This is a genomic window from Cupriavidus sp. GA3-3, from assembly GCF_000389805.1.
Taxonomy (GTDB): Bacteria; Pseudomonadota; Gammaproteobacteria; order Burkholderiales; family Burkholderiaceae; genus Cupriavidus; species Cupriavidus necator_D.
Window position 1 is genome coordinate 265,668 of sequence record NZ_KB944501.1, and the last position, 22,477, is coordinate 288,144.

The 22,477-nt window shown below is 69.1% G+C and carries 23 protein-coding genes and 1 pseudogene; 12 read left to right on the top strand and 12 right to left on the bottom strand.

Going from position 1 to position 22,477, the window contains the following annotated elements; all coding sequences use genetic code 11:
- Positions 1-17: 17 nt before the first annotated feature.
- The 7 genes from lipA (at position 18) to pcp (ending at position 6,170) form a co-directional block, all read left to right on the top strand.
- Positions 18-1,013: a lipoyl synthase gene (lipA, locus tag C265_RS25355; protein WP_010811489.1), complete on the top strand. Its 996-nt coding sequence runs from the start codon at positions 18-20 to the stop codon at positions 1,011-1,013.
- A gap of 241 nt (positions 1,014-1,254) precedes the next feature.
- Complete coding sequence (pxpB, locus tag C265_RS25360) at positions 1,255-1,902, top strand: 5-oxoprolinase subunit PxpB (RefSeq protein ID WP_010811490.1); 648 nt, start codon at positions 1,255-1,257, stop codon at positions 1,900-1,902.
- Positions 1,899-2,918: a biotin-dependent carboxyltransferase family protein gene (locus C265_RS25365; protein ID WP_010811491.1), complete on the top strand. Its 1,020-nt coding sequence runs from the start codon at positions 1,899-1,901 to the stop codon at positions 2,916-2,918. Before pxpB ends, C265_RS25365 begins: the two co-directional genes overlap by 4 nt.
- 55 nt (positions 2,919-2,973) lie before the next feature.
- The gene (gene pxpA, locus C265_RS25370) at positions 2,974-3,714 is read left to right on the top strand and encodes a 5-oxoprolinase subunit PxpA (protein WP_010811492.1); all 741 of its coding nucleotides are present in this window, start codon (positions 2,974-2,976) and stop codon (positions 3,712-3,714) included.
- Between the two features lie 100 nt (positions 3,715-3,814).
- Positions 3,815-4,543, top strand: coding sequence for a DUF969 domain-containing protein (locus C265_RS25375; protein WP_010811493.1), 729 nt, complete (start codon positions 3,815-3,817; stop codon positions 4,541-4,543).
- 10 nt (positions 4,544-4,553) lie between these two features.
- Entirely contained in the window at positions 4,554-5,504 is a 951-nt protein-coding gene (locus tag C265_RS25380; protein WP_010811494.1) for a DUF979 domain-containing protein, read from the top strand.
- 15 nt (positions 5,505-5,519) lie between these two features.
- The gene (pcp, locus tag C265_RS25385) at positions 5,520-6,170 is read left to right on the top strand and encodes a pyroglutamyl-peptidase I (protein ID WP_010811495.1); all 651 of its coding nucleotides are present in this window, start codon (positions 5,520-5,522) and stop codon (positions 6,168-6,170) included.
- A 12-nt stretch (positions 6,171-6,182) separates the two neighbouring features.
- Here the strand turns inward: pcp and C265_RS25390 are convergent, their stop codons facing one another.
- The 5 genes from C265_RS25390 to C265_RS25410 form a co-directional block, all read right to left on the bottom strand.
- Positions 6,183-7,433, bottom strand: a complete 1,251-nt coding sequence (locus tag C265_RS25390; RefSeq protein ID WP_010811496.1) for a VanZ family protein — start codon at positions 7,431-7,433, stop codon at positions 6,183-6,185.
- A gap of 19 nt (positions 7,434-7,452) precedes the next feature.
- Positions 7,453-8,082, bottom strand: coding sequence for an ABC-type transport auxiliary lipoprotein family protein (locus tag C265_RS25395; RefSeq protein WP_231881374.1), 630 nt, complete (start codon positions 8,080-8,082; stop codon positions 7,453-7,455).
- 70 nt (positions 8,083-8,152) lie between these two features.
- Positions 8,153-9,094, bottom strand: a complete 942-nt coding sequence (locus C265_RS25400; protein WP_011614365.1) for an MlaD family protein — start codon at positions 9,092-9,094, stop codon at positions 8,153-8,155.
- Positions 9,091-9,945, bottom strand: coding sequence for an ABC transporter ATP-binding protein (locus C265_RS25405; protein WP_010811499.1), 855 nt, complete (start codon positions 9,943-9,945; stop codon positions 9,091-9,093). Before C265_RS25405 ends, C265_RS25400 begins: the two co-directional genes overlap by 4 nt.
- Entirely contained in the window at positions 9,942-11,078 is a 1,137-nt protein-coding gene (locus C265_RS25410) for an ABC transporter permease (RefSeq protein WP_010811500.1), read from the bottom strand. Before C265_RS25410 ends, C265_RS25405 begins: the two co-directional genes overlap by 4 nt.
- A 171-nt stretch (positions 11,079-11,249) precedes the next feature.
- On the opposite strand from C265_RS25410, the gene C265_RS25415 reads away from it, so the two are divergent.
- Genes C265_RS25415 through C265_RS25425 form a run of 3 tightly spaced genes read left to right on the top strand, consistent with a single transcriptional unit; the run spans position 11,250 to position 13,728 of the window.
- Positions 11,250-12,131 (top strand): biotin--[acetyl-CoA-carboxylase] ligase, encoded by an 882-nt coding sequence (locus C265_RS25415; RefSeq protein ID WP_037025304.1) that lies wholly within the window; start codon positions 11,250-11,252, stop codon positions 12,129-12,131.
- The gene (locus tag C265_RS25420) at positions 12,128-12,970 is read left to right on the top strand and encodes a type III pantothenate kinase (protein ID WP_010811502.1); all 843 of its coding nucleotides are present in this window, start codon (positions 12,128-12,130) and stop codon (positions 12,968-12,970) included. The genes C265_RS25415 and C265_RS25420 overlap by 4 nt, the downstream gene beginning before the upstream one ends.
- A 41-nt stretch (positions 12,971-13,011) precedes the next feature.
- On the top strand, positions 13,012-13,728 hold the full coding sequence (locus C265_RS25425) for an SPOR domain-containing protein (RefSeq protein ID WP_010811503.1): 717 nt from the start codon (positions 13,012-13,014) through the stop codon (positions 13,726-13,728).
- Between the two features lie 15 nt (positions 13,729-13,743).
- On the opposite strand, the gene rfaE2 is transcribed toward C265_RS25425, so the two are convergent.
- The 7 genes from rfaE2 to C265_RS25460 all read right to left on the bottom strand — a co-directional run bounded on the left by rfaE2 (position 13,744) and on the right by C265_RS25460 (position 21,203).
- Positions 13,744-14,238, bottom strand: a complete 495-nt coding sequence (gene rfaE2, locus C265_RS25430; protein ID WP_010811504.1) for a D-glycero-beta-D-manno-heptose 1-phosphate adenylyltransferase — start codon at positions 14,236-14,238, stop codon at positions 13,744-13,746.
- A gap of 717 nt (positions 14,239-14,955) precedes the next feature.
- Complete coding sequence (locus C265_RS25435) at positions 14,956-15,819, bottom strand: ferritin (protein ID WP_010811505.1); 864 nt, start codon at positions 15,817-15,819, stop codon at positions 14,956-14,958.
- 200 nt (positions 15,820-16,019) lie between these two features.
- Complete coding sequence (locus C265_RS25440) at positions 16,020-17,285, bottom strand: patatin-like phospholipase family protein (RefSeq protein WP_010811506.1); 1,266 nt, start codon at positions 17,283-17,285, stop codon at positions 16,020-16,022.
- A 37-nt stretch (positions 17,286-17,322) separates the two neighbouring features.
- Positions 17,323-18,114: a polyhydroxybutyrate granule multifunctional regulator PhaM gene (gene phaM / locus C265_RS25445; protein WP_010811507.1), complete on the bottom strand. Its 792-nt coding sequence runs from the start codon at positions 18,112-18,114 to the stop codon at positions 17,323-17,325.
- A 74-nt stretch (positions 18,115-18,188) separates the two neighbouring features.
- The gene (locus tag C265_RS25450; RefSeq protein WP_011614370.1) at positions 18,189-19,022 is read right to left on the bottom strand and encodes an enoyl-CoA hydratase/isomerase family protein; all 834 of its coding nucleotides are present in this window, start codon (positions 19,020-19,022) and stop codon (positions 18,189-18,191) included.
- A 119-nt stretch (positions 19,023-19,141) separates the two neighbouring features.
- Positions 19,142-20,122, bottom strand: a complete 981-nt coding sequence (locus tag C265_RS25455) for a fumarylacetoacetate hydrolase family protein (protein ID WP_010811509.1) — start codon at positions 20,120-20,122, stop codon at positions 19,142-19,144.
- An 82-nt stretch (positions 20,123-20,204) separates the two neighbouring features.
- Positions 20,205-21,203, bottom strand: a complete 999-nt coding sequence (locus C265_RS25460) for a tripartite tricarboxylate transporter substrate binding protein (protein WP_010811510.1) — start codon at positions 21,201-21,203, stop codon at positions 20,205-20,207.
- 179 nt (positions 21,204-21,382) lie between these two features.
- On the opposite strand from C265_RS25460, the gene C265_RS25465 reads away from it, so the two are divergent.
- Complete coding sequence (locus C265_RS25465) at positions 21,383-22,216, top strand: IclR family transcriptional regulator (RefSeq protein ID WP_010811511.1); 834 nt, start codon at positions 21,383-21,385, stop codon at positions 22,214-22,216.
- Positions 22,217-22,274: 58 nt separating this feature from the next.
- Positions 22,275-22,477: pseudogene (locus C265_RS25470) on the top strand (DUF3108 domain-containing protein); the annotation flags it as partial.

Sequence of the window (22,477 nt, forward strand, 5' to 3'; positions counted from 1 at the left end):
CGCGTGCGGAGAAATGTATGAGCGACGCCCTGATCGCCACTTCCAGCGAAGCCCCGCAGTCCCCCGCGGAGCAGTATGACCCGACCCGCAAGCAGAAGTCGGCCGACAAGACCGCACGCATCCCCATCAAGATCGTGCCGGCCGAAAAGCTCAAGAAGCCGGACTGGATCCGCGTCAAGGCCGCCACCGGCAGCTCACGCTTCTACGAGATCAAGGACATCTTGCGTGCCAACAACCTGGTGACGGTGTGCGAGGAAGCGAGCTGCCCCAACATCGGTGAATGCTTCGGCAAGGGCACCGCGACCTTCATGATCATGGGCGACAAGTGCACGCGCCGCTGCCCGTTCTGCGACGTCGGCCACGGCCGCCCCGATCCGCTGGATGTGAACGAGCCGGGCAACCTGGCCCGCACCATCGCCCAGCTCAAGCTGAACTACGTCGTGATCACCAGCGTCGACCGCGACGACCTGCGCGACGGCGGCGCCCAGCACTATGTCGACTGCATCTCGCAGACGCGCGAGTTGTCGCCCGCCACGCGCATCGAAGTGCTGGTGCCCGACTTCCGTGGCCGCCTGGACAAGGCGCTGGACATCCTGCAGGCTTGCCCGCCGGACGTGATGAATCACAACATGGAAACCGTGCCGCGGCTGTACAAGCAGGCGCGCCCGGGCGCGGACTATGAGCACTCGCTCAAGCTGCTGCAGGAATTCAAGCGCCGCAACCCCAACGTGCCGACCAAGTCCGGCCTGATGGTGGGCCTGGGCGAGACCGACGAGGAAATCCTCGAAGTCATGCGCGACATGCGCGCCCACGATATCGACATGCTGACCATCGGCCAGTACCTGGCGCCGTCGAACCACCACTTGCCGGTGCTGCGCTACGTGCATCCCGACACCTTCAAGATGTTCGAGGAAGAGGCTTACAAGATGGGCTTCACCCACGCTGCGGTGGGCGCGATGGTGCGCAGTTCGTACCATGCCGACCAGCAGGCGCATCAGGCTGGGTTTGCCTGAACGACAGCGCTGCACACTGATCGAGCAGAGACGGCCGGGATTTCCCGGCCGTTTTTCTTTGGTGCCCGGCCATGGTGCAGCCGGTCGCAGTGGCCCTTGCGCCCCTAGGGTCAATCCTGACTGTTTCTCCTCGTCTCATTTCGATATTATGAATTCATCGATAAATTATCGATGAAATACAAACACGTCACATTCCGGCTTGCCTGCCTAAACTGGTAGCAAGTGCGCTACCGGGAATCTCATGAACTGCACCGTCCACCGACTCGCCGAGCAGGCGCTGCTGTACAGCGTGGCTCCCCCCGCATCGCTGGAAGTCCAGCGCCGGATCTGGGCGATGGCTGCCCGGGCCGAGGACTGGCGCGGGGTGGTGGACGTGGTGCCGGGCATGAACAACCTGACCGTGATCTTCGACGGCAGCGCCGATGTGGACGCGCTGGAGCGCAACCTGAAGCTCGCCTGGGCCTCCGGCGAGGCACGCAATGCCACCGGCAAGCTGGTGGAGATCCCGGTGCGCTACGGCGGCGAGCATGGCCCGGACCTGGGCGATGTGGCGGCCCATACCGGGCTGACACCGCGGGAAGTGGTGCGCCGCCATGCCGCCGGCGAGTACGTCGTCTACTTCCTGGGCTTCCAGCCGGGATTTGCCTATATGGGCGGTCTGGCGCCGGAGCTGGCCACGCCGCGCCGGCGTGAGCCGCGGGTGGCGGTGCCGGCCGGGTCGGTCGGCATTGGCGGCGAGCAGACCGGGATCTATCCGGCGGTGCTGCCGGGCGGCTGGCAGCTGATCGGGCGCACCGATGCCGAGCTCTTCGTGGCGGACCGGGATCCGCCGTCCCTGTTTGCGCCCGGCGATACCGTGCGCTTTGTTGCCGAGGAAATCATCGCGTGATCGAAATCATTCGTCCCGGCGCGCTTGCCTCGGTGCAGGACCTGGGCCGTACCGGCTTTCGCCGTTTTGGCGTCGGCCGTTGCGGGGCCATGGACATGCTGGCGGTGGAGGTGGGCAACCGCCTGCTCGGCAATGCGCCGGGCTGTGCCGCCATTGAATTCACGCTGGGCCGAGCCGCGCTGCGCTTCCATGCCGATATGCGCGTGGCGCTGGCTGGTGCCGAATGCGGCGCCAACCTGGACGGCGTGCCGGTGTGGTCGTGGCATGCCTTTGACGTGCACAAGGGCGAGACGCTGACGCTGCCGTCGACGCGCGGCGGCACGCGCGTGTACCTGTGCGTGGCGGGCGGCATCGAGGTCGAGCCGGTGATGGGCTCGCGCAGCACCGACCTGAAGTCAGGCTTTGGCGGTCTGGGCGGGCGCGCGCTGCAGGAAGGCGACCGCCTGACGGCGGGGCGCCCGGGGCTGGCGGCCGAGACCGACTGGATCGGCGTGCAGGCGCCGGCGTGGGCGCTGCCTGCCAGCATCGCGGGCAAGGCCGCGCCGGTCCGGATGCTGCCGGGGCCTGAATATGAAGACTTCGACGCGGCCTCGCGGGCCGCGCTGTGGCAGGCCGACTGGACCGTCACGCCCAACAGCAACCGCATGGGGCTGCGCCTGAACGGGCCCGCGCTGGCGCGGCGCGCCGAGCGCAGCGCCGACCTGCTGTCGCATGGCGTGGTGCCGGGCGTGATGCAGGTGCCGCCGGGCGGCCAGCCGATCGCGCTGATGGCCGATGCGCAGACCACCGGCGGCTACCCCAAGATCGGCGTGGTGATCGGTGCGGACCTGTGGCGGCTGGCGCAGGTGCCGCTGGGTGCGCCGGTGCGTTTCGTGCAGGTGACGCTGGCGCAGGCAGAGGCGGCGCAGGCCGAGCTGGAGCGCTACCTGCGCCAGATCGACCAGGCGCTGCGGTGGCAGGGCGATGGCATGCCCATCGCCGCGCGGCGGCGCGCAAGCACGCGCGTGGCGGCATAGGCGCGCACGCGCAACATCAATCGGGCGACGCAGTGCGCCGCACAGGAGAATGGCAATGCAGATCGATTTGAACGCTGACCTTGGCGAAGGCTGTGCCAACGACGAGGCGCTGCTGGCGCTGATCAGTTCGGCCAATATCGCATGCGGCTGGCACGCGGGCGACGCGGCCACCATGGTGCAGACGGTGAAGTGGGCGCTGGAGCGCGGCGTGGCGATCGGGGCGCACCCGAGCTACCCGGACCGCGAGAACTTCGGCCGCACCGAGATGCAGCGCGACCCGGAACACGTCTACGCCGACGTGCTGTACCAGATCGGCGCGCTCGACGCGATCGTGCGCGCGCAGGGCGGCGAGCTGCATCACGTCAAGCCGCATGGCGCGCTGTACAACCAGGCCGTGCGCGATCCGGCGCTGGCCCGCGCGATCGTGCGCGCGGTGCGCGACTTCGATGCCGACCTGGTGTTCTTCGGCCTGGCCGGCAGCCAGATGATCGATATCGCCAGGGAAGCCGGCCTGCGCGTCAAGCAGGAGGTCTTTGCCGACCGCGGCTACAACCCCGACGGCACGCTGGTCAAGCGCGGCACGCCGGGCGCGCTGCATGAGGACGAGGAAGTCGCCCTGAACCAGACCCTGACCATGGTGCGCGAGAAACGCGTGCGCGCCATCGACGGCACCTGGGTACCGATTCAAGCCGAAACCGTGTGTCTGCACGGCGACGGCGCCCACGCGCTGGCCTTTGCGCGGCGCATCCGGGAACGGCTGGGCGCGGAAGGCATCGCGGTCCGCGCCGGCGACTGAGCACTCCGTCTCAACCGCCAGCATCCACTGCGGCCGGCGCTGTCGTGCGCTGACACGGCTGCCGTCCGCTCGCCTCCGTCACACTCGTTTGGTGTCTCTTATGGAACAGGCAGTCAATCTCTGGCCCCTTGTCGGGGTCGGCGTCATCATTGTCGGCTTCGTGCTGCGCTTCAATCCCATGCTGGTGGTGGTGCTCGCCGCGCTGGCCACGGGGCTGGCCGCGCCGATGCCGCTGATGCAGATCTTCTCGGCGATCGGCACCGCCTTCGTCAAGGCGCGCAACCTGCCGCTGATCATCCTGCTGCCGCTGGCCGTGATCGGCCTGCTGGAGCGGCACGGGCTGCGCGAACATGCGCAGGCATGGATCGCGCGCATTGCCTCGGCCACGGTTGGCCGCCTGCTGATCGTCTACCTGGGCGTGCGCGAGCTGACCGCCGCGATCGGCCTGACCAGCCTGGGCGGGCACCCGCAGATGGTGCGCCCGCTGCTGGCGCCGATGGCCGAGGGCGCGGCCGAGAACCGCTTCGGCCACCTGCCCGAGCCGGTGCGCCAGCGCGTGCTGGCGTTCTGCGCCGCCACCGACAATGTCGGCCTGTTCTTTGGCGAGGACATCTTCGTGGCCTTCGGCGCGATCGCGCTGATGCACACCTTCCTGCTGTCGTCGAACATCGACGTTGAGCCGCTGCATATTGCCGTGTGGGGCATCCCCACCGCGATCTGCGCCTTCCTGATCCACGCCGTGCGCCTGAAGCGCCTGGACCGCTGGCTCGAGCGCGAACTGGGCGGCAAGGCCGCCGCAGCCGCCGTACCTGCCAAGAGCGCAGAGTAAGGAGCCCGCCATGATCATTTCCATCGAATATCTCTACTGGCTCGCGGGCCTGGTGCTGGCGATCACCGCGCTGATGACCTTCGCCGACCGCGAGCATCCGCGCCGCCTCAGCACCGGCCTGTTCTGGCTGCTGTACGCGATCGTATTCCTGATTGGCGACCGGCTGCCGCCGGCCGCGGTCGGCATCGGCGCGGTGGTGATGGCGCTGATTGCGGGCTTCGGCGGCGTCGGCCACGGCAAGCACCACAGCCTGCCCGAGGAAGAACGCCGCGCCAGCGCGCGCCGCCTGGGCAACAGGCTGTTCATCCCGGCGCTGCTGATCCCGCTGGTGACCGTGATCGGCACCATGCTGTTCAAGGACGTCAAGATCGCCGGCGTGCCGCTGCTCGATCCCAAGAACGTGACCTTTGTCTCGCTGGGGATCGGCTGCCTGATCTCGCTGGCGGTGGTGTGCTGGCTCACGCGCGACACCGTGGCGCAGGGCCTGCGCGAGTCGCGCCGGCTGACCGAGTCGCTGGGCTGGGCGCTGGTGCTGCCGCAGATGCTGGCGATGCTGGGCCTGGTGTTCGCCGACGCGGGCGTGGGCAAGGCGGTGGCGCACCTGTCCACCGCCTATATCAACATGGACTACAAGCTAGTGGCGGTGGCGGTCTATTGCGTGGGCATGGCGCTGTTCACCGTGATCATGGGCAACGGCTTCGCGGCCTTCCCGGTGATGACCGGCGGCGTGGGCGTGCCGATCCTGGTCGGCATGTTCGGCGGCAATCCGGCGGTGATGGCGGCGATCGGCATGTTCTCGGGCTATTGCGGCACGCTGATGACGCCGATGGCGGCCAACTTCAATATCGTGCCGGCGGCGCTGCTGGAACTCGACGACAAGAACGCCGTGATCCGCGCGCAGGTGCCGACCGCGCTGGCGATCCTGGTGGCCAATATCGCGCTGCTGTACTTCCTGATGTAACCGCGGAGCCTCGCCATGCGTACCGTGCTGCTGACCGGCTTCGAGCCGTTCGAGAATGAACCGATCAATCCCTCATGGGAGGCAGTGCGCGCGCTCGACGGCGAGCGCGTGGGCGACGCGGTGATCGTGGCGCGGCAGCTGCCGTGCGTGTTCGGCGCGGCGATCGATACCATCGGCGAGCTGGTCGACGTGCTGCGGCCCGCGCTGGTGATTGCCGTGGGCCAGGCCGGCGGGCGCGCCGAGATGTCGGTGGAGCGCGTGGCGATCAATGTCGACGATGCGCGCATTGCCGACAACGCCGGCGCCCAGCCGATCGATACCGCCATCGTCGCGGGCGGCCCGGCCGCCTACTTTGCCACGCTGCCGATCAAGGCGATGGTGCGCGACATGCGCGCGGCGGGCGTGCCGGCCTCGGTGTCGCAGACCGCCGGCACCTTCGTCTGCAACCATGTCTTCTACGGGTTGATGCACCGGCTGTCGCAGCAGCCGGATGGCGACGTGCGCGGCGGCTTTATCCATATCCCCTACCTGCCCGAGCAGGCGGCGCGCCATCCGGGCCAGCCCAGCCTGGCGCAGGAAACGCTGGTGAAGGGATTGCGCGCGGCGGTGGCGACGGCGTTGTCGACCCGCGCCGATGTGCGCGAGCAAGGCGGGCAGTTGCACTAGGCCCCGTCAGCGCTATTCCTGCGTACCGGCCGCGGCCGCCTCACGGCGCGCCGCGGCTTTTTTCCTGGCATGGCGGCGCAGGCTGACCTGTTCGAAGCGCCAGATCACATAGCAGAATGCCAGGAACGGCCACAGCCAGCCCAGCCATTGCGCCAGGCTGTTGAAGTGGATGAAGCGGCCCATGCGCCAGCCTTGCTCCGAGATCCACGCATAGGGGTTGGATGGCAGCACATTGGTCAGCACCACCAGCACGATCAGTGCCACCATCGCCAGCACCGCGCGCAGCCAGCGCGGCAGGTACAGCAGCAGCGCCAGCACCAGCGAACTGGTCAGCAAGGCAAAGCGCCCGCCCTCGGACAGCCAGACAAAAGCGCTCTCGGACGGAAACTGCAGTTCGGCCGCGGTAGCCTTGAGCAGCAGCGCGGCCGCCAGCAGGCCGGCCAGGATGCGCAGCATCGGCGCGCTGCGGCGCATCGCGATCGAGGCGAACAGGCCGGTGCCGACCCAGCTGCTGGCGGTCACCAGCGATTCCAGCAACTGCTGGCTCTGCATGTCCTCGGGCCGCAGGCCGAAATGGTCCTGCCAGGCCTCAAGCTGCGGGAACACCATCTGCAGCGCCTGCATCGGCCAGGACTCCGGGTCGGTCAGCCATTCGCGCACGATGCCGCCCATGCCGAACAGGTGCTCTTGCGGAAACACCTGCGCAAACGGCCACAGCAGCAGCAGGATGATGGCAAAGCTGGCGTGCGGCTCGAACCACGCATGGCGCAGGCGCGTCAGGCGCCCGTCGTCGATCAGGGCCCGGGTGAACGGCGCCACCACCGCGCCGCCCAGCAGCGCGCCCAGCGCATTGGTGATCAGGTCGATATTGGAAGAGATGCGGCTTGGCAGCCAGGTCTGGAAGGCCTCCATGCAGGCCGCCAGCAGCGTCCCGGCCACAAGCGCCACCAGCGTGGCGCGCCCGCCCGACATGCGCGGATGCAGCGACAGCACCACCAGCGCACCGAACGGGAAGTACCCCAGCACATTGGTCAGCAGGTCGAAGTCGGTGATGTAGCGCGGCTTGGGCGCGCTCAGGAAGGCAAACGGCGAAACGCCGTTGTCGACCCAGCCCGAGAACGGGTACAGGCTGGCGTACACGACCAGCAGCGTGAAGCAAATCAGCCCCACTCGGGCCAGCGGCGAGTGCTGCGGGCCGGTGGCTTCCGGCGTTGGCTGAGCCGCCGGGGGCGGCGCGGAGGGCGGCGGGGGAGCCGGCTCCATGGCATTTCTCCTTGCGTGTCTACTTTAGCTGCAGCGTGCCGATCCAGTCGAGCAGCGCCGCGATCACCGCGTCGCTGGCCTCGGCCAGGGCCTTCACGCCGCCGGCGCCATCGGCGCTGGCAGCGGGCCGGCGTGCCTCGAAGGTCTGCTGGCCGAGCATGCCATGCTGGAACACCGTGGCGCGCAGCCGCACCACGCCTTCGCTGGTGGTGGCGCTGTCGAACACCTGGTCGAACTCGATCAGGTCCACCTTCAGCGCCGGCACGCTGCTGTCGCCGAACCAGCTCAGCGTGCCGCGCGCGGCCACGGCCTCGCGCAGCCGCTCGTCGAACAGGCGCGTGGGCGACATCACCCAGCGCTGCGTGGCGTAGGCCTGCAGGCGCTGCGCCTGCGCATACTGCAGCCGGTAGAAGAGGGCGTTGCCATCCAGCCAGTTGGGCCCATCGGTCTGCGCCACGCGCAGTTTGGGCAGCCGCGCCGGCGCAGGGTTCCCGTTGCCGGGGGTGGTGGCGGCCGGCGGGCCGAGGTCGTAGGTGACGGTGGGGTCGTTGCCGCGCGTCAGCGCGCAGCCTGACAGCGCCAGCCCCGCGGCGGCCAGCAGCAGGGCGGCCTGGAGGCGGGAGATCGCGGATCGGAGCAAGCGTGGCATCTCGGTCGCAGGGTTCACGGCGGCATCTCGCGGTTGGCGGTATCGGGTGAGGGGCGGCATGCGGGCCGCGCTACGGCGCGCTGAAGCCCGGCTCGCCCGGACCCGGCGCGGGCGCGGGCGCGCCGAACAGCACGCTGCTCGGGCTTTCGTTGAACTGGCCGGCGGCGCGCTCGAAGGTGCGCGCGGTCTGGCGCGCGTCGCGGGCCAGGCCATTGAGCTGCGGCAGGGTCTCTTCGCTGAAGGTGCCCGCCGCGGACTGCACCGACGAGGCCGCGCCCTGCAGGTCGCGCCCGACGCTGTCGACGGTGCGCATCACTGTGCCGTTGGGGTTGGCCAGCTCCTGCGTCAGGCGCCGGGTCGATTCCAGCGTGGCGTTCAGGTTCTCGGTCACCTTCGGCAGCCGGTTGGCGGCCGGGCCCAGCGAATCGGACAACCGCGAGTAGTCCTCGGCGGTCTTGCGCACCGAGCGGATCGCGGCCATCAGCTCGGCGCGGTTGGCGCCCTGGAACATGTCGTTGAGCGAGGCCATCATCGTCTCGACCTGTGTCAGCAGCGAATCGCCGCGTTTTTCCAGCTCTTCGAAGAAGCCGGGGCGCATGGCGATGCGGGCCACCGCCTTGGGCGAGGTCGGCAGCGGCGGCGAGGCCGTGGTGCCGTCGTGCGTAGCGCTGTCGTCCAGCTGCACGTAGGCGATTCCGGTCACGCCCTGGAAGCCCAGCGTGCCATAGGTGGTGCGCGTGATCGGCGTGTCCTTGTTGACGTTGACGCGCACAATGATCTGGCCCGGCACCTGCGGGTCGAACTTGATCGACTCGACCTTGCCCACCGCAAGCCCGCGGTATTTCACATCGCCCTGCGGCTGCAGGCCGTTGACGGTGGAGCGTGTGATCAGGTCATACGGCACGCGCACCGCGTGGTCGGTGCTGAACCAGAAGATCGCGAACAGCACCAGCACGGCCAGCCCGATGGTGAACACGCCGGCAAGGAATGCGTGTGACTTGTTTTCCATCATGCTTCTCCAGGGGGCGGCGCATCCGGCTGCGCGTGCGGCGGCAGCGCCTGCATGGCGCGCTGGGCGCGCTCGCCCAGGAAATACTCGCGGATGAAGGGGTGGTCCACCTTCACCACTTCAGGGATCGGCGCCGCGGCGATCACCTTGTGGTCGGCCAGCACCGCGACGCGGTCGGACAACGCCACCAGCGTGTCCAGGTCGTGCGTGATCATCACCACCGTCAGGCCCAGTTCGCGGCGCAGTTCGCGGATCAGCGCCACGTAGTCGTCCGAGGCCATCGGGTCCAGCCCGGCGGTGGGCTCATCCAGGAACAGCAGCTCGGGCTCCAGCGCCAGCGCGCGCGCCAGCGCCACGCGCTTGATCATGCCGCCGGACAGGTCCGACGGCATCTTGTCGGCATCGCGCGCCGACAGGCCCACCAGCTGCAGCTTGAGCAGCGCGGCCTGGCAGATCAGGTTGTCGGGCAGCGCGCGCAGCTCACGCAGCGGCAGCGCGATATTGTCGATCACCGACAGCGCCGAGAACAGTGCGCCGCGCTGGAACTGCAGCCCCCAGCGGTTGCGCAGCGCCTGCAGCTGCGCCGGGCGCAGCCGGGTCGGGTCCTCGCCGAACACCTTGATGCTGCCCGAGGTGGGCCGCTCCAGCCCCACGATCTGGCGCAGCAGCACGGTCTTGCCGCTGCCGGACCCGCCCACGATCGACAGCACCTCGTCGCGGTAGACGTCCAGGTTCACGTGGTCATGCACCATGGCCTTGCCGAAGCGCTTGACCAGGTTGCGCACCTCGATGACCGGGGTGCGGTCCTTTTGGACCTTCCCGTCCTGGGTGGCGGTAGCTGGCGCGGCGCTCACAGGCCCACGTCCTTGAACAGGACGGCGAAGACCGCGTCGGCCAGGATCACGATGGTGATCGCGGTCACCACCGAGGCGGTGGTGCCTTCGCCCAGGCTTTGCGTATTTGGCTTGATGCGCAGCCCGAAGTGGCATGCGGTCAGCGCGATCAGGATGCCGAACACCACGCCCTTGCCCAGCCCCAGCCACAGGTTGGCTACCGGCACCGCATCGGGCAGCTCGCGCAGGAAGAAGGTGGCACTGATGCCCAACTGCATGCGCGCGGCCAGCATGCCACCGGCCAGCGCCATAACGTCGGTCCACGCCACCAGCAGCGGCATGGCGATGGCCAGCGCGATCACGCGCGGCATGATCAGCCGGAAGCCGTGCGAGATGCCCATCACGCGCATCGCGTCGAGCTCCTCGGTCACGCGCATCACGCCGATCTGCGCGGTGATGGCCGAACCCGAGCGCCCCGCGATCAGGATCGCCGCCAGCACCGGGCCCAGCTCGCGGATCACCGCCATGCCCAGGATGTTGACGATAAAGGTGCTGGCGCCGAAGGTGCGCAGCTGGTTGGCCGACAGGTAGGACAGCACGATGCCGATCAGGAAGCCGACCAGCGCGGTGATGCCTAGCGCCTTGTAGCCCACGTTGTAGATATTGGCCGAGATCTCGCGCCATGGGCCGCGCTGCGGCACACCCGCAAAGCGCAGCAGATCGAAGGCCAGCTGGCCCAGCATGGTGATGCCGCTGCGCAGCTGCGCGCCGAACGACAGCACGTTGGCGCCGAACAGCGTGATCGGGTTGAAGCGGTCCATCATGTGCTTCTTCCAGCCCTCGTTCTGCACCGCGGCGATGCGCTCGAACACGCGGCGCTGGCCCTCGCTGGCATCGAGCCGCTGCGGCAGCGCGCCGTTCCAGGCCTGCCACAGCAGTTGCCCGCCGATATGGTCCAGCCGCTCGACGCCGGCCAGCGACCACTGCGCGCTGTCTGGCGCCTGCGCCAGCTCATGCAGCTGCGCGCGCAGCTGCCGCGCCTGGTGGCAGCCGGCCAGGGCGAGCGCGGTCCAGTCGCCACGCAGCGCTACGCTGACGGTTCCGTCCCCGCGCGTGATATCGAAGTCTGGCGTCGTCTGGCGTTCCAAGGGCATGCGATGTGATGGCCGAGTCTCGATTCTAAGCCACCCGCCCCGCTGGCGCGACCGCGCCGTGCCGAGGCGGCGGCGCGGCTACAATGCGGCATCTGCCGCAGGCACCCGGGCCGCACCCCGTCCCCGCCTGTGTTTTCTACGATCGCCATCGATCCCAACCCTTTGCCGCGCATGTCCGCCGTTCCTCCGACTCCATCCGACCCTTCCGCCCCATCCGGCGCCAACTGGCGCATTGATGCCGGCGCGCTGCGCGGCATGCTGTCGCCCGCGCTGAGCGACTGGACGCTGGAGCTGGTGGAGGAAACCGGCTCCACCAATGCCGACCTGACCGCGGCCTGCCGCCAGGCGCCGTGGACCGACGCCGCCAGGCTGCGCCTGGCTTACCGCCAGACCGCCGGGCGCGGGCGCCAGGGCCGGCCATGGCAGGGGCAGGCAGGCATGACCTTCTCGGTGGCACTGCCGCTGGCGCTGGCGCCGGCGCAACTGAGCGGCCTGAGCCTGGCCGTGGGCCTGGCGCTGGCCGAGGCCCTGGGCGATGTCGATGCGCGACTCGGCGCACGGATCGGGCTGAAATGGCCCAACGACCTCCAGATCGATGGCCGCAAGCTGGCCGGCATCCTGATCGAGTCGGTGCCCGCCGGGCCGCAGCGCGTCTGGGCCGTGATCGGCATCGGCCTGAACCTGGTGCGCGACGCGCAGATGGAAGCGGCGCTGGGCCGCGAGCTGGCTGGCGTGGCCGAGGCCATGCCCGGCTTCGACGCGCAGCGCGATGCCCCGCGCCTGCTGGCCGCGCTGCTGGAACGGCTGGCGGCCATGCGCATCGCGTTCCTGGCGCACGGTTTCGGGCCGATGGCACGGCGCTGGTCCGCGGCCGATGCCTACCGCGACCAGCCGGTGCGGCTGCTGCACGAGGGCAAGGTGATCGCCGAAGGCATGGCGCGCGGCGTCGACGAGGCTGGCCACCTGCTGCTGGAAACGCCGGCGGGGCTTGAGCGCATCGCCAGCGGCGAGCTGTCGCTGCGGCCCGCGCCGGGGCAGGGAGACACCGCATGAGCGCGCCGCTCCTGCTGATCGATATCGGCAATACCCGCCTCAAGTGGGCCTGGTGCGAAGCCGGTGCGGCGCTGCCCGCCACCGGCGCGCTGCCCACGCCGTGGCAGCACGGCGGCGTGGTTACCCATGCCGACGCCGGCGCGCTGCAGGCGCTGGCCGCTGACCTGCGCGCGCTGCGCGGCAGCGGGCCGATGCCGTCGGTGTGGATCAGCAACGTCGCCGGGCCGGTGATCGCGGCCGCCGTGGATGCGGCGCTGGCCGACGCCTTCGGGGGCTGTGCGCATGTGCAATGGGTGCGCAGCGCCGCCGCGCACGGCAACCTGGCCAACGGCTACCGCAAGCCCACGCAACTGGGCGTGGACCGCTGGGTCGGCGCCATCGGAGCGCACCGCTGGCTGCCGCACGACACACTGCTGGTGGTGACCGCGGGCACGGCCACCACGCTGGATATCGTCACGGCCGCGGCGGATGGCAGCGCGCGCTTCGAGGGCGGCCTGATCCTGCCCGGGCTGGCGCTGATGCTGGGCACGCTGGCGCGCAACACCGCGCAGTTGCCGGCGCTGGACGTGGACGACGCCGGCACCGTGGCCGGCGCGCACCTGCGCTGGGCCGACAATACGCACGACGCCATTGCCGCGGGCTGCCTGGCCGCGCAGGCCGGCGCCATCGAACGCACCTGGCGTGCGCTGGGCGAGCGCGGGCCGGGCCCCGTGCGCTGCCTGCTGTCCGGCGGTGCCCGCGGCGCGCTGGCAGGCGCGCTCGCCGTGCCGTTCGAGATGCACGATAATCTGGTGCTGCTCGGCCTGCACGCGATGGCGATGGCATCGGCCGGCGACTAGCGCGCAGCGCAACTTCTCACAGCCTCAATCCGCCCCGACCCATGACCGCCCCAGGCCAGCCCGCCCGGCCACGCTCGCCGCGCATCGTCCCGCTGTTGCTGCTGCTCGCCAATGCCGTGCTGCTGGGGGCGGTGCTCGGGGTGTTCGGCGCGAACCCGCTGGCCGGCTGGTTTGAAACCCCGCGTGAACCGCAACGGCTGCAGCAGCAAGTTCGTGGGGAGCGGATGCGGGTGCAGGCGCCGGCGTCGGCACCGGCGGCGGGTGCCGCACCGCGCAGCGCGCTGCCGTCCGCCACGCTGGCGGCAGCTTGCGTCGAGATCGGTGGCTTCAGCGCCCAGGCGGCGCGCCGCGCCACTGAAGACCTGGCCGCCGCCGCGCTGCGCGTGGAAGCGTTCGCGCGGCAGGAACAGGTGCGCTGGTGGGTCCATCTGCCCGCGCAGCCCACGCGCGAGCATGCCGAGCGCAAGCTGGCCGAACTGCGCCGGCGCAATGTGACCGAGTACTCGCTGGTGACCGCTGGCACGCCCGAGGCCCCCACCTATACGGTGTCGCTGGGCCTCTTCCGCGAGCGCGAGCGTGCCGAGCAATATCTCGATACCCTGCGCGGCTATGGCGTGCGTACCGCCATGCTGACCGAGGCCGCGCGGCCGCTCACGCGGCAGTGGCTGCGCGTGCGCGATGCCGACCACGCGGCGCGTGCCCGGCTCGAGGCCATGCGCCAGCGCTACGGCGCCGAGGACGTGCTGGCCTGCTCCTGAGCGCCCTGGGCTGCCTTAGCTGCCCTGGCGCACCCTGGTCAGCAGCTTGGTGGTCGAGCGGTCGTGCAGGAAGGGGATGGCGTAGGCCTGCCCGCCCCAGCTGCGCACCAGCCGGGTTTCTTCCAGCGTGTCGATGTCGTAGTCGCCGCCCTTGACGTAGATGTCGGGGCGCACCAGGCGGATCAGTTCCACCGGGGTCTGTTCGCGGAACATCGCCACCAGGTCGACCGACTCCAGCGCGGCCAGCAGCGCCATGCGGTCCGATTCATGGTTCAGCGGACGGTCGTCGCCCTTGCCCAGCATCTTTACGGAAGCATCGCTGTTGACGCCAACCACCAGGCTTGCGCCCAGTGCGCGCGCCTGTGCCAGGTAGGTGGCATGGCCGCGGTGCAGGATGTCGAAGACGCCATTGGTGAACACCAGCGGGCGCGGCAAGGCGGCGATGCGCGCGGCCAGCGCGGCGGGGGTGTCAGGCAGGGTCAGCTTGGATTCGAAAGCGGGTACGGACATGGGGTCGGCATCGGAAAGTGGAGGCTGGCCCCTGGTCGGAGCCGGCGTGCTTGCCCGAGATGGTACCCCTTCTTGGGATCCCCGCCGGCGGCGGGGTCCTGGTTACCCCGTCACGCACAGCCTCATGGCCGCGTCGTTGGCGACATCCCTGGCTGCCGGATCGGAGACCGGCCGGGCCTGCTGCACCGACGCGGTGGCAATGCCGCGCAAGGCGCCCTGCAGCGCCTGCCGCACGGCGTCGATATGCGCGGCCTGCGCGTTGCTGCCAGCTGCGGCTGGCGCTAATTCCGATATTATCGGAATTGCGAGGCATTACACCACGAATTAAATGAATTCGTAATGCTGGATTTACATCGAATTGATGGCCAGGGTAATTGAGGCGTGATTTAAATATTCTATTTCCGGATATAAATCTATTCGACAAACGGACGCCAGGCATGGGTTTGCCGCCGCCGCGCGAGAGCGCGGCAGTGCGCGGGACGGGAATGGAATGATGTAGTAACCGGTTACTACCTGCGTGGCAACTCGCTCGTTTATCATGCCAGGCGCTCGAATTTCCGGGACAAGGAAATCAGCATCGCAGAATACCCGCCACAGCCGGACCAGGTCCGGTGCGCCGCCGCGGGTCGCATTTGTCGGGAATGCGTCAAGGCAAAAGAAGGGAAAAGAAAAGCCCCGCTTCGGCGGGGCTTTTTTTCGTGCTGCCGGACTGGCCGCTCAGGCTTGCGCCGGCTGGGCCCCGCCCGAGCCTTGCAGGCTGGCGTTCAGTTCCTTGCGGTAGCGGTTCAGGTCCTGCACGGTTTCGAAGGTGCGTTCGAACAGCAGCGACATGTTGTGCAGAATCCGTTCGATGACCTTCTTCTCCCAGCCTTCGTCAAAGCGGATCTGCTCGTCCAGCCAGTGCTCGAGCCAGTCCGGATCCGGCAGGCGCGACTGCACCGTGTCGTTGGGGAACAGCGCCTTGTTGACGTGCAGGTTGGTCGGGTGCAGCGGCTTCTCGGTGCGGCGGGCCGAGGCCATCAGCACGCCGATCTTGGCAAAGGCGGCGCGCGCGCTGTCGCCGAACTGCGCCAGGTATTTCTTCATGTAGCGCAGGTAGGCGCCGCCATGGCGGGCTTCATCCTGCGACAGGGTGCGGTAGATATGCTTGATCACCGGTTCCGTGTGCCATTCGGCGGCGCGGCGGTACCAGTGGTTCAGGCGGATCTCGCCGCAGAAATGCAGCATCAGGGTTTCCAGCGGCGGGGCCGGGTCGAACTCGAAGCGCACCGCGTGCAGTTCTTCCTCGGTCGGCACCAGGTCCGGGCGGAAGCGGCGCAGGTACTCCATCAGCACCAGCGAGTGCTTCTGTTCCTCAAAGAACCAGATGCTCATGAACGCCGAAAAATCAGAATCGTGGCGGTTGTCGCGCAGGAACATCTCGGTCGCGGGCAGGGCGGACCATTCCGTGATCGCATTCATCCGGATGGTCTTGGCCTGGTCGTCCGTCAGCATGCTGGCGTCAAAGGAGTCCCAGGGGATGTCCTTGTCCATGTGCCAGCGGACGGCTTCCAACGATTTGAACAGTTCGGGGTAGAGCATGGTAAGCCTTTGAAATTACGGGCAGATTCTACCAGATGCGAATTATTCTCTTCTCCTTTTTTAGTCCGGATCGGGGCAAATGCAACGCTTTTTGACGCGGTTTGGCGCAGCCGGCTGCATATTGCGGGCGATCAGCGGAGCGCCGAGGCGTCAATGTGCCAGCCGCGGCGCCTGGCAGGACGCCATGTGCTGGCGGGTGCTCAGGGCGAAAGCGCGCGTTCGTCCACCGGCAGCGCGGCCGGTGGCGTGCCCGGGACGACGCCGAACAGGAACGCCGCCAGCTCGTCCGCCTGGGCCTCGGCATCGCGCTCGCCCAGTGCCATCAGGGCCTGGGTGAAGGCGGGTTCGAACAGCAGGTAGCTGGCGAAGGCGGCGCCGCGCGCCTCGGTGCCGCCCAGTGGCGCCAGCAGGGCGCGCACCGTGCGCGGCAGCTGCTTCTGGTGCTCGGCGGCAATGGCTTCGATCGGCTCGCTGGGGGAGATCGTCATCACCTGCACCGGGCGCCAGCCCTCGCGGTCGCCGGCCAGCTCCGGCATGCGCGCCAGCAGGCGGTTGATATGCAGCAGCCGTTCCAGGTCGGCGTTGAGCCCGTCCAGGAAGATGCTGGCGAGCGCCTGTCCGCCCACCTGCGCCAGCGACGGGTAGCCGCCGGCCGGCATGGTGTCGTACCAGCCCGAGCGCTGGCGCGAGGCCGCGCCGATCGCCAGCACGCGCGACGCGCCCAGGTGGATCGCCGGCGACAGCGGCGACATCTGCCGCATGGTGCCGTCGCCGAACCACTCATGGTGGCCGTCCAGCTCCAGCGGCATGGCCGGGAACAGGAACGGGATCGACGCGGATGCCAGCAGGTGGTCAACCGTGATCGGCGCCGGGATCGCAATGCGCTGGCTGCGGTGCCACGGATGGATGCGGTGGTGCGACTGGTAGAAGGTCACGTGGCGCCCGGTGCTGTAGGACAGCGCGGTGACCGCGAAGGCCTGCAGCGCACCGCTGTCCAGGCTGGCCTGCACGCGCTCGGGCTCGAACAGCTCGCCCAGCATGCTGCCCAGCGGGGTGTTGTCGAACAGGGCACGGGGCGCGCGCCGCTGCGTGGCCCAGCCCAGCGCCAGCGTGGACAGCCAGCGCGCACCCGACACGCCCACGCGCAGCACGTCGGTGCGGTAGACGTCGTCGGCATGGATGCTGTGCCACAGGGCCGCCAGGCTCTGCGTGGCGGCCTGGAAGTCCCCCGCCTGGATTGCCAGCCCGGCGCCGTTGATCGCCCCTGCCGAGGTTCCGGCGATGATGCCGAAGGGCATCGCGCCATGGCCCTTGCCGTGCCGCGCGGCAATGCGCGCCAGCCCGCTCAGCACGCCCGCCTGGTAGGCGGCGCGCGCGCCGCCGCCCATCATGATCAGCGCGGTGGCGGCGGGATTGGGTCCGGATTGCGACGCGGGGTGGGGGGCCGGGAAGGACTCGCGGTGCATTGCGTTGGTGTGGACGATTTGTCGGAGTATCTGGCGGTCAGGCTGCGCTGCTGCCGTTGGCGCCGTTGTTGCCCCCGTTCTTGCCATTGTCCTCGCCGTTGCCGGCGTCCCTGGCCGGTTTTGCCTTGGCCGCCTTTTTGGCCGGCGCCTTCGTTGCCGGCGCTTTCCTGGCGGCGGGCTTGCCCGTGCCGGCGGAGGCGGCCTTGCCAGGCGCGTCCGTCTTCGGTTTTGCAGCCGCCGCTTGCGCTGCGGCGTCGGGGCTGGCTGCGGTGCCGAAGCCGCCCACGCCGCCCATGCCGAACGGGGCGATGCTGGCCGCGGCGGCGCTGCTGGCGATCTGGTTGAACTGCTGTTGCAGCAGGTCCCACCACAGCGCGGCGTTGGGCGGCAAGGCGGAATCGGTGTCGCTTGCCGCAGCTTGCGGGCGCTCGGCGGCAGGCGGCTCTTGTTGCGTGCCGCTGTCGGCATCCGCGCCGGCGTCGCGCTCCGGCGCCGCGGCGCTGGGCGTGTTGGCCGCGCGCGCGACGTTTTCCATGGCGGACTGCATGGCCTCGGGCGACAGCGCGTTGCCGAAGGTCTGCAGCGCCACCAGCGTGGCGCGCTGCACTTCCAGGCCCTGGATGGTGGTGCGCAGCAGGTTGGTGTTCAGTTGCAGCCAGCTCTCCACGGCCTTCAGGTCGGCAATGCGCTTGTCGAGGTCGTCGAGGTCCATCGGCGGCGTCATTGCCTGCAGGCCGGGCATCATGCCGGCGGGCATGCCGCTGCCGCTGCCCCACAGCCGGCGCATGAAGTCGAAGCCGTTGGTGAAATCGGGAATCTGTCCGAACATGGTCGAGCGCTCCGTGTGCGGCGCAGCCCCGGGATTGGCCAGGAGGGCCCGTCGGGCCGGCGGCTGCGTCGTCGTTACCTGAACTGTGGCGGCCGCTTCTGGCGCAGGCTCGCCACGCCTTCGTGCACGTCGGGGCCGGCAAAGCCCATGAATTCAAGCGCCAGCGAGGTGTCGAAGGCGGGGCCGGCCATGCGCAGCCAGTTGTTGAGGGCGTACTTGGTCCAGCGGATCGCGGTCTGCGACCCGGCCGCCAGCCGGTTGGCCACCTCGAAGGCGCGCGCCACCAGTTCGTCCTCTTCCACCGCCAGCGAGACCAGGCCGATCCGCTCGGCTTCCTCGCCGCTGACCGACTCGCACAGCATCAGATAGTACTTGGCCTTGGCCATTCCGCACAGCAGCGGCCACACGATCGCGGCATGGTCGCCGGCGGCCACGCCCAGCCGGGTATGGCCGTCGACGATGCGCGCGCTCCTGGCCGCGATCGAGATATCTGCCAGCAGGCCCGCCACCAGCCCGGCGCCGACGGCGGGACCGTGCATGGCTGAGACCACCGGCTTGTCGCAGTTGATGACGTTGTAGACCAGGTCGCGCGCCTCATGCCAGACGCGGGTGCGGGTCTCGAAGTCGTTGGCCATGTCCTCCACCAGCGCCAGGTCGCCGCCGGCGGAGAAGCCCTTGCCCTCGCCGCGGATCAGCGCCACGCGCACCTCGGGGTCGGCGGATACGTCGCGCCAGATCTCGGCCAGCTCGCGGTGCATGTTGGCGTCCGCCGTGGCCAGCTTCTGGTTGGCCGACTGGGCCGCGCCCATGATGATTTCGAGGATGGGGCCGTGGCGGCGCAGCGTCAGTGCGCGATAGCGCTCGTAGCGGGGGGAGAGGGGGGTGGGGTCAGCGGTGGGGGTAGTCATTGGGGGCCTGAGAGGAAGGGGTTAGCGGCGCGCCGCATGCATCGTTATTTGCCAACCGATCGGTCGGTTAATTATATGCACATCCGGCTCGCCGCCGCAGCCCGCGGCCCCCACCTGCGTCAGGCCGCTGCCACCAGCTGGTCGATCGCGCCGAATACCGAATGGCCCTGCGCGTCGAACATCTCGATCTTGACCGCGTCGCCGAACTTCATGAACTCGGTCACGGGCTTGCCTTCATCGATGGTTTCCAGCATGCGCTTCTCGGCAATGCAGCAGTAGCCCTTCTTGCGATCAACGTTGGAGATCGTGCCCGAGCCCACGATGCTGCCGGCGCGCACGTTGCGGGTCTTGCAGATATGCGCGATCAGCTGGCCGAAATCGAACACCATGTCAGTGCCGCAGTCGGGCTGGCCCACCTTCTTGCTGTTCCAGTGCACGGTCATCGGCAGGTGCACCTTGCGCTCGCGCCAGGCTTCGCCGAGTTCGTCGGGCGTCACCGCCACCGGCGAGAACGCCGTGGCGGGCTTGCTCTGGAAGAAGCCGAAGCCCTTGCCCAGTTCGGCCGGGATCAGGTTGCGCAGCGAGACATCGTTGGCCAGCATCACCAGGCGGATGGCGTCGCCGGCCTGCTCGGGCGTGGCGCCCATCCTCACGTCGCCGGTGATCACGGCCACCTCGGCCTCGAAGTCGATGCCGAAGGCCTCGCTGGCGCAGACGATATCGTCCTGCGGCCCGACGAAGTCGTCCGAGCCGCCCTGGTACATCAGCGGGTCGGTCCAGAACTCGGCTGGCATCTCGGCGCCGCGCGCCTTGCGCACTAGCTCCACATGGTTGACATAGGCCGAGCCGTCGGCCCACTGGTAGGCGCGCGGCAGCGGTGCCATGCAGTCCCTGGGGGCGAACGCGAACGGGTGGCGTGCGCGGCCGGCGTTGAGCGCGTCGTACAGGTCCTGCAGCTGGGGCGCGTAGAAATTCCAGTCGTCCAGCACGGTCTGCAGCTTGCCGGCGATGTCGGTGGCGTAGTGGGCTTGCTTCAGGTCGCGCGACACGACCACCAGCTGGCCGTCGCGCGAACCGTCCTTCAGGGTTGCGAGTTTCATGGGTGCGATGGGGTAGGGATCAGGGGCGCCTGCATCGCAGGCGCGTTGGCCGCTAGTCTACCGTGGCCTGCCCGCGCGCCAGTCAGTCGACGGTGATGCCCTTGGCCTTGATCAGCTTGCCCCAGCGCTCGCCCTCGGCGCGCGCGTAGCTGGCGAATTCCTCGGGCGTGCTGTAGACCGCCTCCACGCCCACGCCTTCCAGCTTCTTCTGCACCTCGGGCGTCTTCAGCGCCTTGACCAGCTCGGCATTCAGGCGCGTGACCACGGCCTTGGGCGTGCCGGCCGGCGCCACCATGCCTTGCCAGGCGTAGGCCTCGAAGCCGGCCACGCCGCCCTCGGCCACGGTCGGCACGCCGGGCAGCACGGTAAGGCGCTTGGGCGTGGCCACGCCGAGCGCGCGCAGCTTGCCCGCCTGTACGTTCTGCTGGCCCGAGGCCAGGTCCAGGAACATCAGGTCGACCTGGCCCGCGAGCAGGTCCTGCACCGCCGGCGCCGCGCCCTTGTAGGGCACGTGCGTCATCTTGACCCGGGTCTGGTCCATGAACAGTTCCATCGCCAGGTGGTGCGGGCTGCCCGCGCCCGGCGAGGCGAAATTGACCTTGCCCGGGTTCTTCTGCGCGTACGCGACCACTTCCTTGAGCGTGCGCGCCGGGAAATTGGGATTGGCCACCAGCACCAGCGGGAAGCGCGCAAGCTGGCCGATGTAGACGAAGTCCTTGTCCGGGTTGTACGGCAGCTTCTTGTACAGCGACGGATTGGCGGCCAGCGTGGCGGTGTCGGCGGTCAGCACGGTGTAGCCGTCGGGCTTGGCATGCGCCACGGCATCGGCGCCGACGATGGTGGCCGCGCCCGGGCGGTTGTCGATCACCACCTGCTTGCCCAGCCCCGGGGTGACGGCCTGCGCCACGGTGCGCGCCACCACGTCGGTGCCGCCGCCGGCGGGATAGGGCACGACCCAGCGGATCGGCTGCGACGGCCAGTCATCGGCGCGCGCGGGGGTGCTGGCGGTAAACAGGGCAGCAAACAGGGTACCGGCCGTCAATGCGGCGAGGGCGGGGCGGAAGTGGCCAAGGGGGCGCATCGGTTGTCTCCGTGTTAAAAAGGGGCCCGGTTCGGGCGGGCTTGCACGAGAGGCATGTCGCCGGCCAGGTCTGTTGCGAAGAAAGTCTACCGATGGCTTAAAAATTGGTAAATCGATTTCGCTATAGTAAATTTACCTACGAATTTCCCCCGCCCCCCGGGGAGCAAACCATCCGCCGCATGTCAGAGACCGAAGAAGAAGACACCAAGCTGCGTTCCGGCATCCAGTCCATCGAGGTGGGCTTCAGGCTGCTGCAGGCGCTGGCGGTGTCGCCGCGCGCGATGATGCTGCGCGACCTGGCCGCCGCCGCCGACATGAACCCGGCCAAGGCCCATCGCTACCTGGTCAGCTTCATGCGGCTGGGCGCGGTGGCGCAGGACCCCGTCAGCGGGCGCTATGACCTGGGCCCGTTCGCGCTGCAGCTGGGCCTGGCCGGGCTGAACCGCCTCGATCCGGTCAAGAAGGCGCGCCCGATCCTGTCGCAGCTGCGCGACGAACTGGACCTGACCGCCGGCATTGCCGTGTGGGGCAACCACGGTCCCACCGTGGTGCACTGGGAGGAATCCAGCCATCCCGTCACCGTCAGCCTGCGCCTGGGCGATGTGATGCCGATGCTGAACTCCGCCACCGGGCGCCTGTACGGCGCCTACTTGCCGCGCAAGCAGACCCTGCCGCTGATCGAACGCGAGCTGGGCGCTCGCGGCAATGACGGCTTGCCCGACATGCCGCGCTCGCTGGCCGAATACGACGCGATCTGCGCCGAGGTGCGCGCGCATGGCGCGGCGCGCACGCTCGGCGGCGTGCTGCCGGGCATCAATGCGTTCTCGATGCCGGTGTTCAATGCCAACGGCCACCTGGCCATGGGGCTGATCGTACTGGGCGCGCAGAGCATATTCGATGCAGAATGGGGCGGTACGATGGATCGTCGCATCCGCGACATCGCCCAACAGCTCTCATCGGAACTTGGCTACCTTGGTGCAGCCACCCCGGCCGGAGAAACCGGCCAATCCTGATCTCCACGCCCGGCCCGGCGCGGATCCCCGCGTCTGGCGCCGGCGGCGCTGGATCATCGTGGTCGCCCTGGTGCTGCTGGTCCACGTGCTGGCCGTGGTGGGCTTCGTGCGCATGCCGGGGCCGCTGATCCCGGTGGATGTCAGCAACACGCCCACGCTGGAAGCGGTGCTGCTGCCGCCGCCCAGGCCGCCAGCCCCACCCGCGCCGCGGCCGGTGCCGCGCCCGCGCCCGCAGCCCAGGGCGGCCGCGCCGGCCCCGGA

Coding starts and splice junctions, on each gene's coding strand:
- lipA (WP_010811489.1), top strand. CDS start 18: ATGAGCGACGCCCTGATCGCCACTTCCAGCGAAGCCCCGCAGTCCCCC.
- pxpB (WP_010811490.1), top strand. CDS start 1,255: ATGAACTGCACCGTCCACCGACTCGCCGAGCAGGCGCTGCTGTACAGC.
- pxpA (WP_010811492.1), top strand. CDS start 2,974: ATGCAGATCGATTTGAACGCTGACCTTGGCGAAGGCTGTGCCAACGAC.
- C265_RS25375 (WP_010811493.1), top strand. CDS start 3,815: ATGGAACAGGCAGTCAATCTCTGGCCCCTTGTCGGGGTCGGCGTCATC.
- C265_RS25380 (WP_010811494.1), top strand. CDS start 4,554: ATGATCATTTCCATCGAATATCTCTACTGGCTCGCGGGCCTGGTGCTG.
- pcp (WP_010811495.1), top strand. CDS start 5,520: ATGCGTACCGTGCTGCTGACCGGCTTCGAGCCGTTCGAGAATGAACCG.
- C265_RS25390 (WP_010811496.1), bottom strand. CDS start 7,433: ATGGAGCCGGCTCCCCCGCCGCCCTCCGCGCCGCCCCCGGCGGCTCAG.
- C265_RS25395 (WP_231881374.1), bottom strand. CDS start 8,082: ATGCCACGCTTGCTCCGATCCGCGATCTCCCGCCTCCAGGCCGCCCTG.
- C265_RS25400 (WP_011614365.1), bottom strand. CDS start 9,094: ATGATGGAAAACAAGTCACACGCATTCCTTGCCGGCGTGTTCACCATC.
- C265_RS25410 (WP_010811500.1), bottom strand. CDS start 11,078: ATGCCCTTGGAACGCCAGACGACGCCAGACTTCGATATCACGCGCGGG.
- C265_RS25415 (WP_037025304.1), top strand. CDS start 11,250: ATGTCCGCCGTTCCTCCGACTCCATCCGACCCTTCCGCCCCATCCGGC.
- C265_RS25420 (WP_010811502.1), top strand. CDS start 12,128: ATGAGCGCGCCGCTCCTGCTGATCGATATCGGCAATACCCGCCTCAAG.
- C265_RS25425 (WP_010811503.1), top strand. CDS start 13,012: ATGACCGCCCCAGGCCAGCCCGCCCGGCCACGCTCGCCGCGCATCGTC.
- rfaE2 (WP_010811504.1), bottom strand. CDS start 14,238: ATGTCCGTACCCGCTTTCGAATCCAAGCTGACCCTGCCTGACACCCCC.
- C265_RS25435 (WP_010811505.1), bottom strand. CDS start 15,819: ATGCTCTACCCCGAACTGTTCAAATCGTTGGAAGCCGTCCGCTGGCAC.
- C265_RS25440 (WP_010811506.1), bottom strand. CDS start 17,285: ATGCACCGCGAGTCCTTCCCGGCCCCCCACCCCGCGTCGCAATCCGGA.
- phaM (WP_010811507.1), bottom strand. CDS start 18,114: ATGTTCGGACAGATTCCCGATTTCACCAACGGCTTCGACTTCATGCGC.
- C265_RS25450 (WP_011614370.1), bottom strand. CDS start 19,022: ATGACTACCCCCACCGCTGACCCCACCCCCCTCTCCCCCCGCTACGAG.
- C265_RS25455 (WP_010811509.1), bottom strand. CDS start 20,122: ATGAAACTCGCAACCCTGAAGGACGGTTCGCGCGACGGCCAGCTGGTG.
- C265_RS25460 (WP_010811510.1), bottom strand. CDS start 21,203: ATGCGCCCCCTTGGCCACTTCCGCCCCGCCCTCGCCGCATTGACGGCC.
- C265_RS25465 (WP_010811511.1), top strand. CDS start 21,383: ATGTCAGAGACCGAAGAAGAAGACACCAAGCTGCGTTCCGGCATCCAG.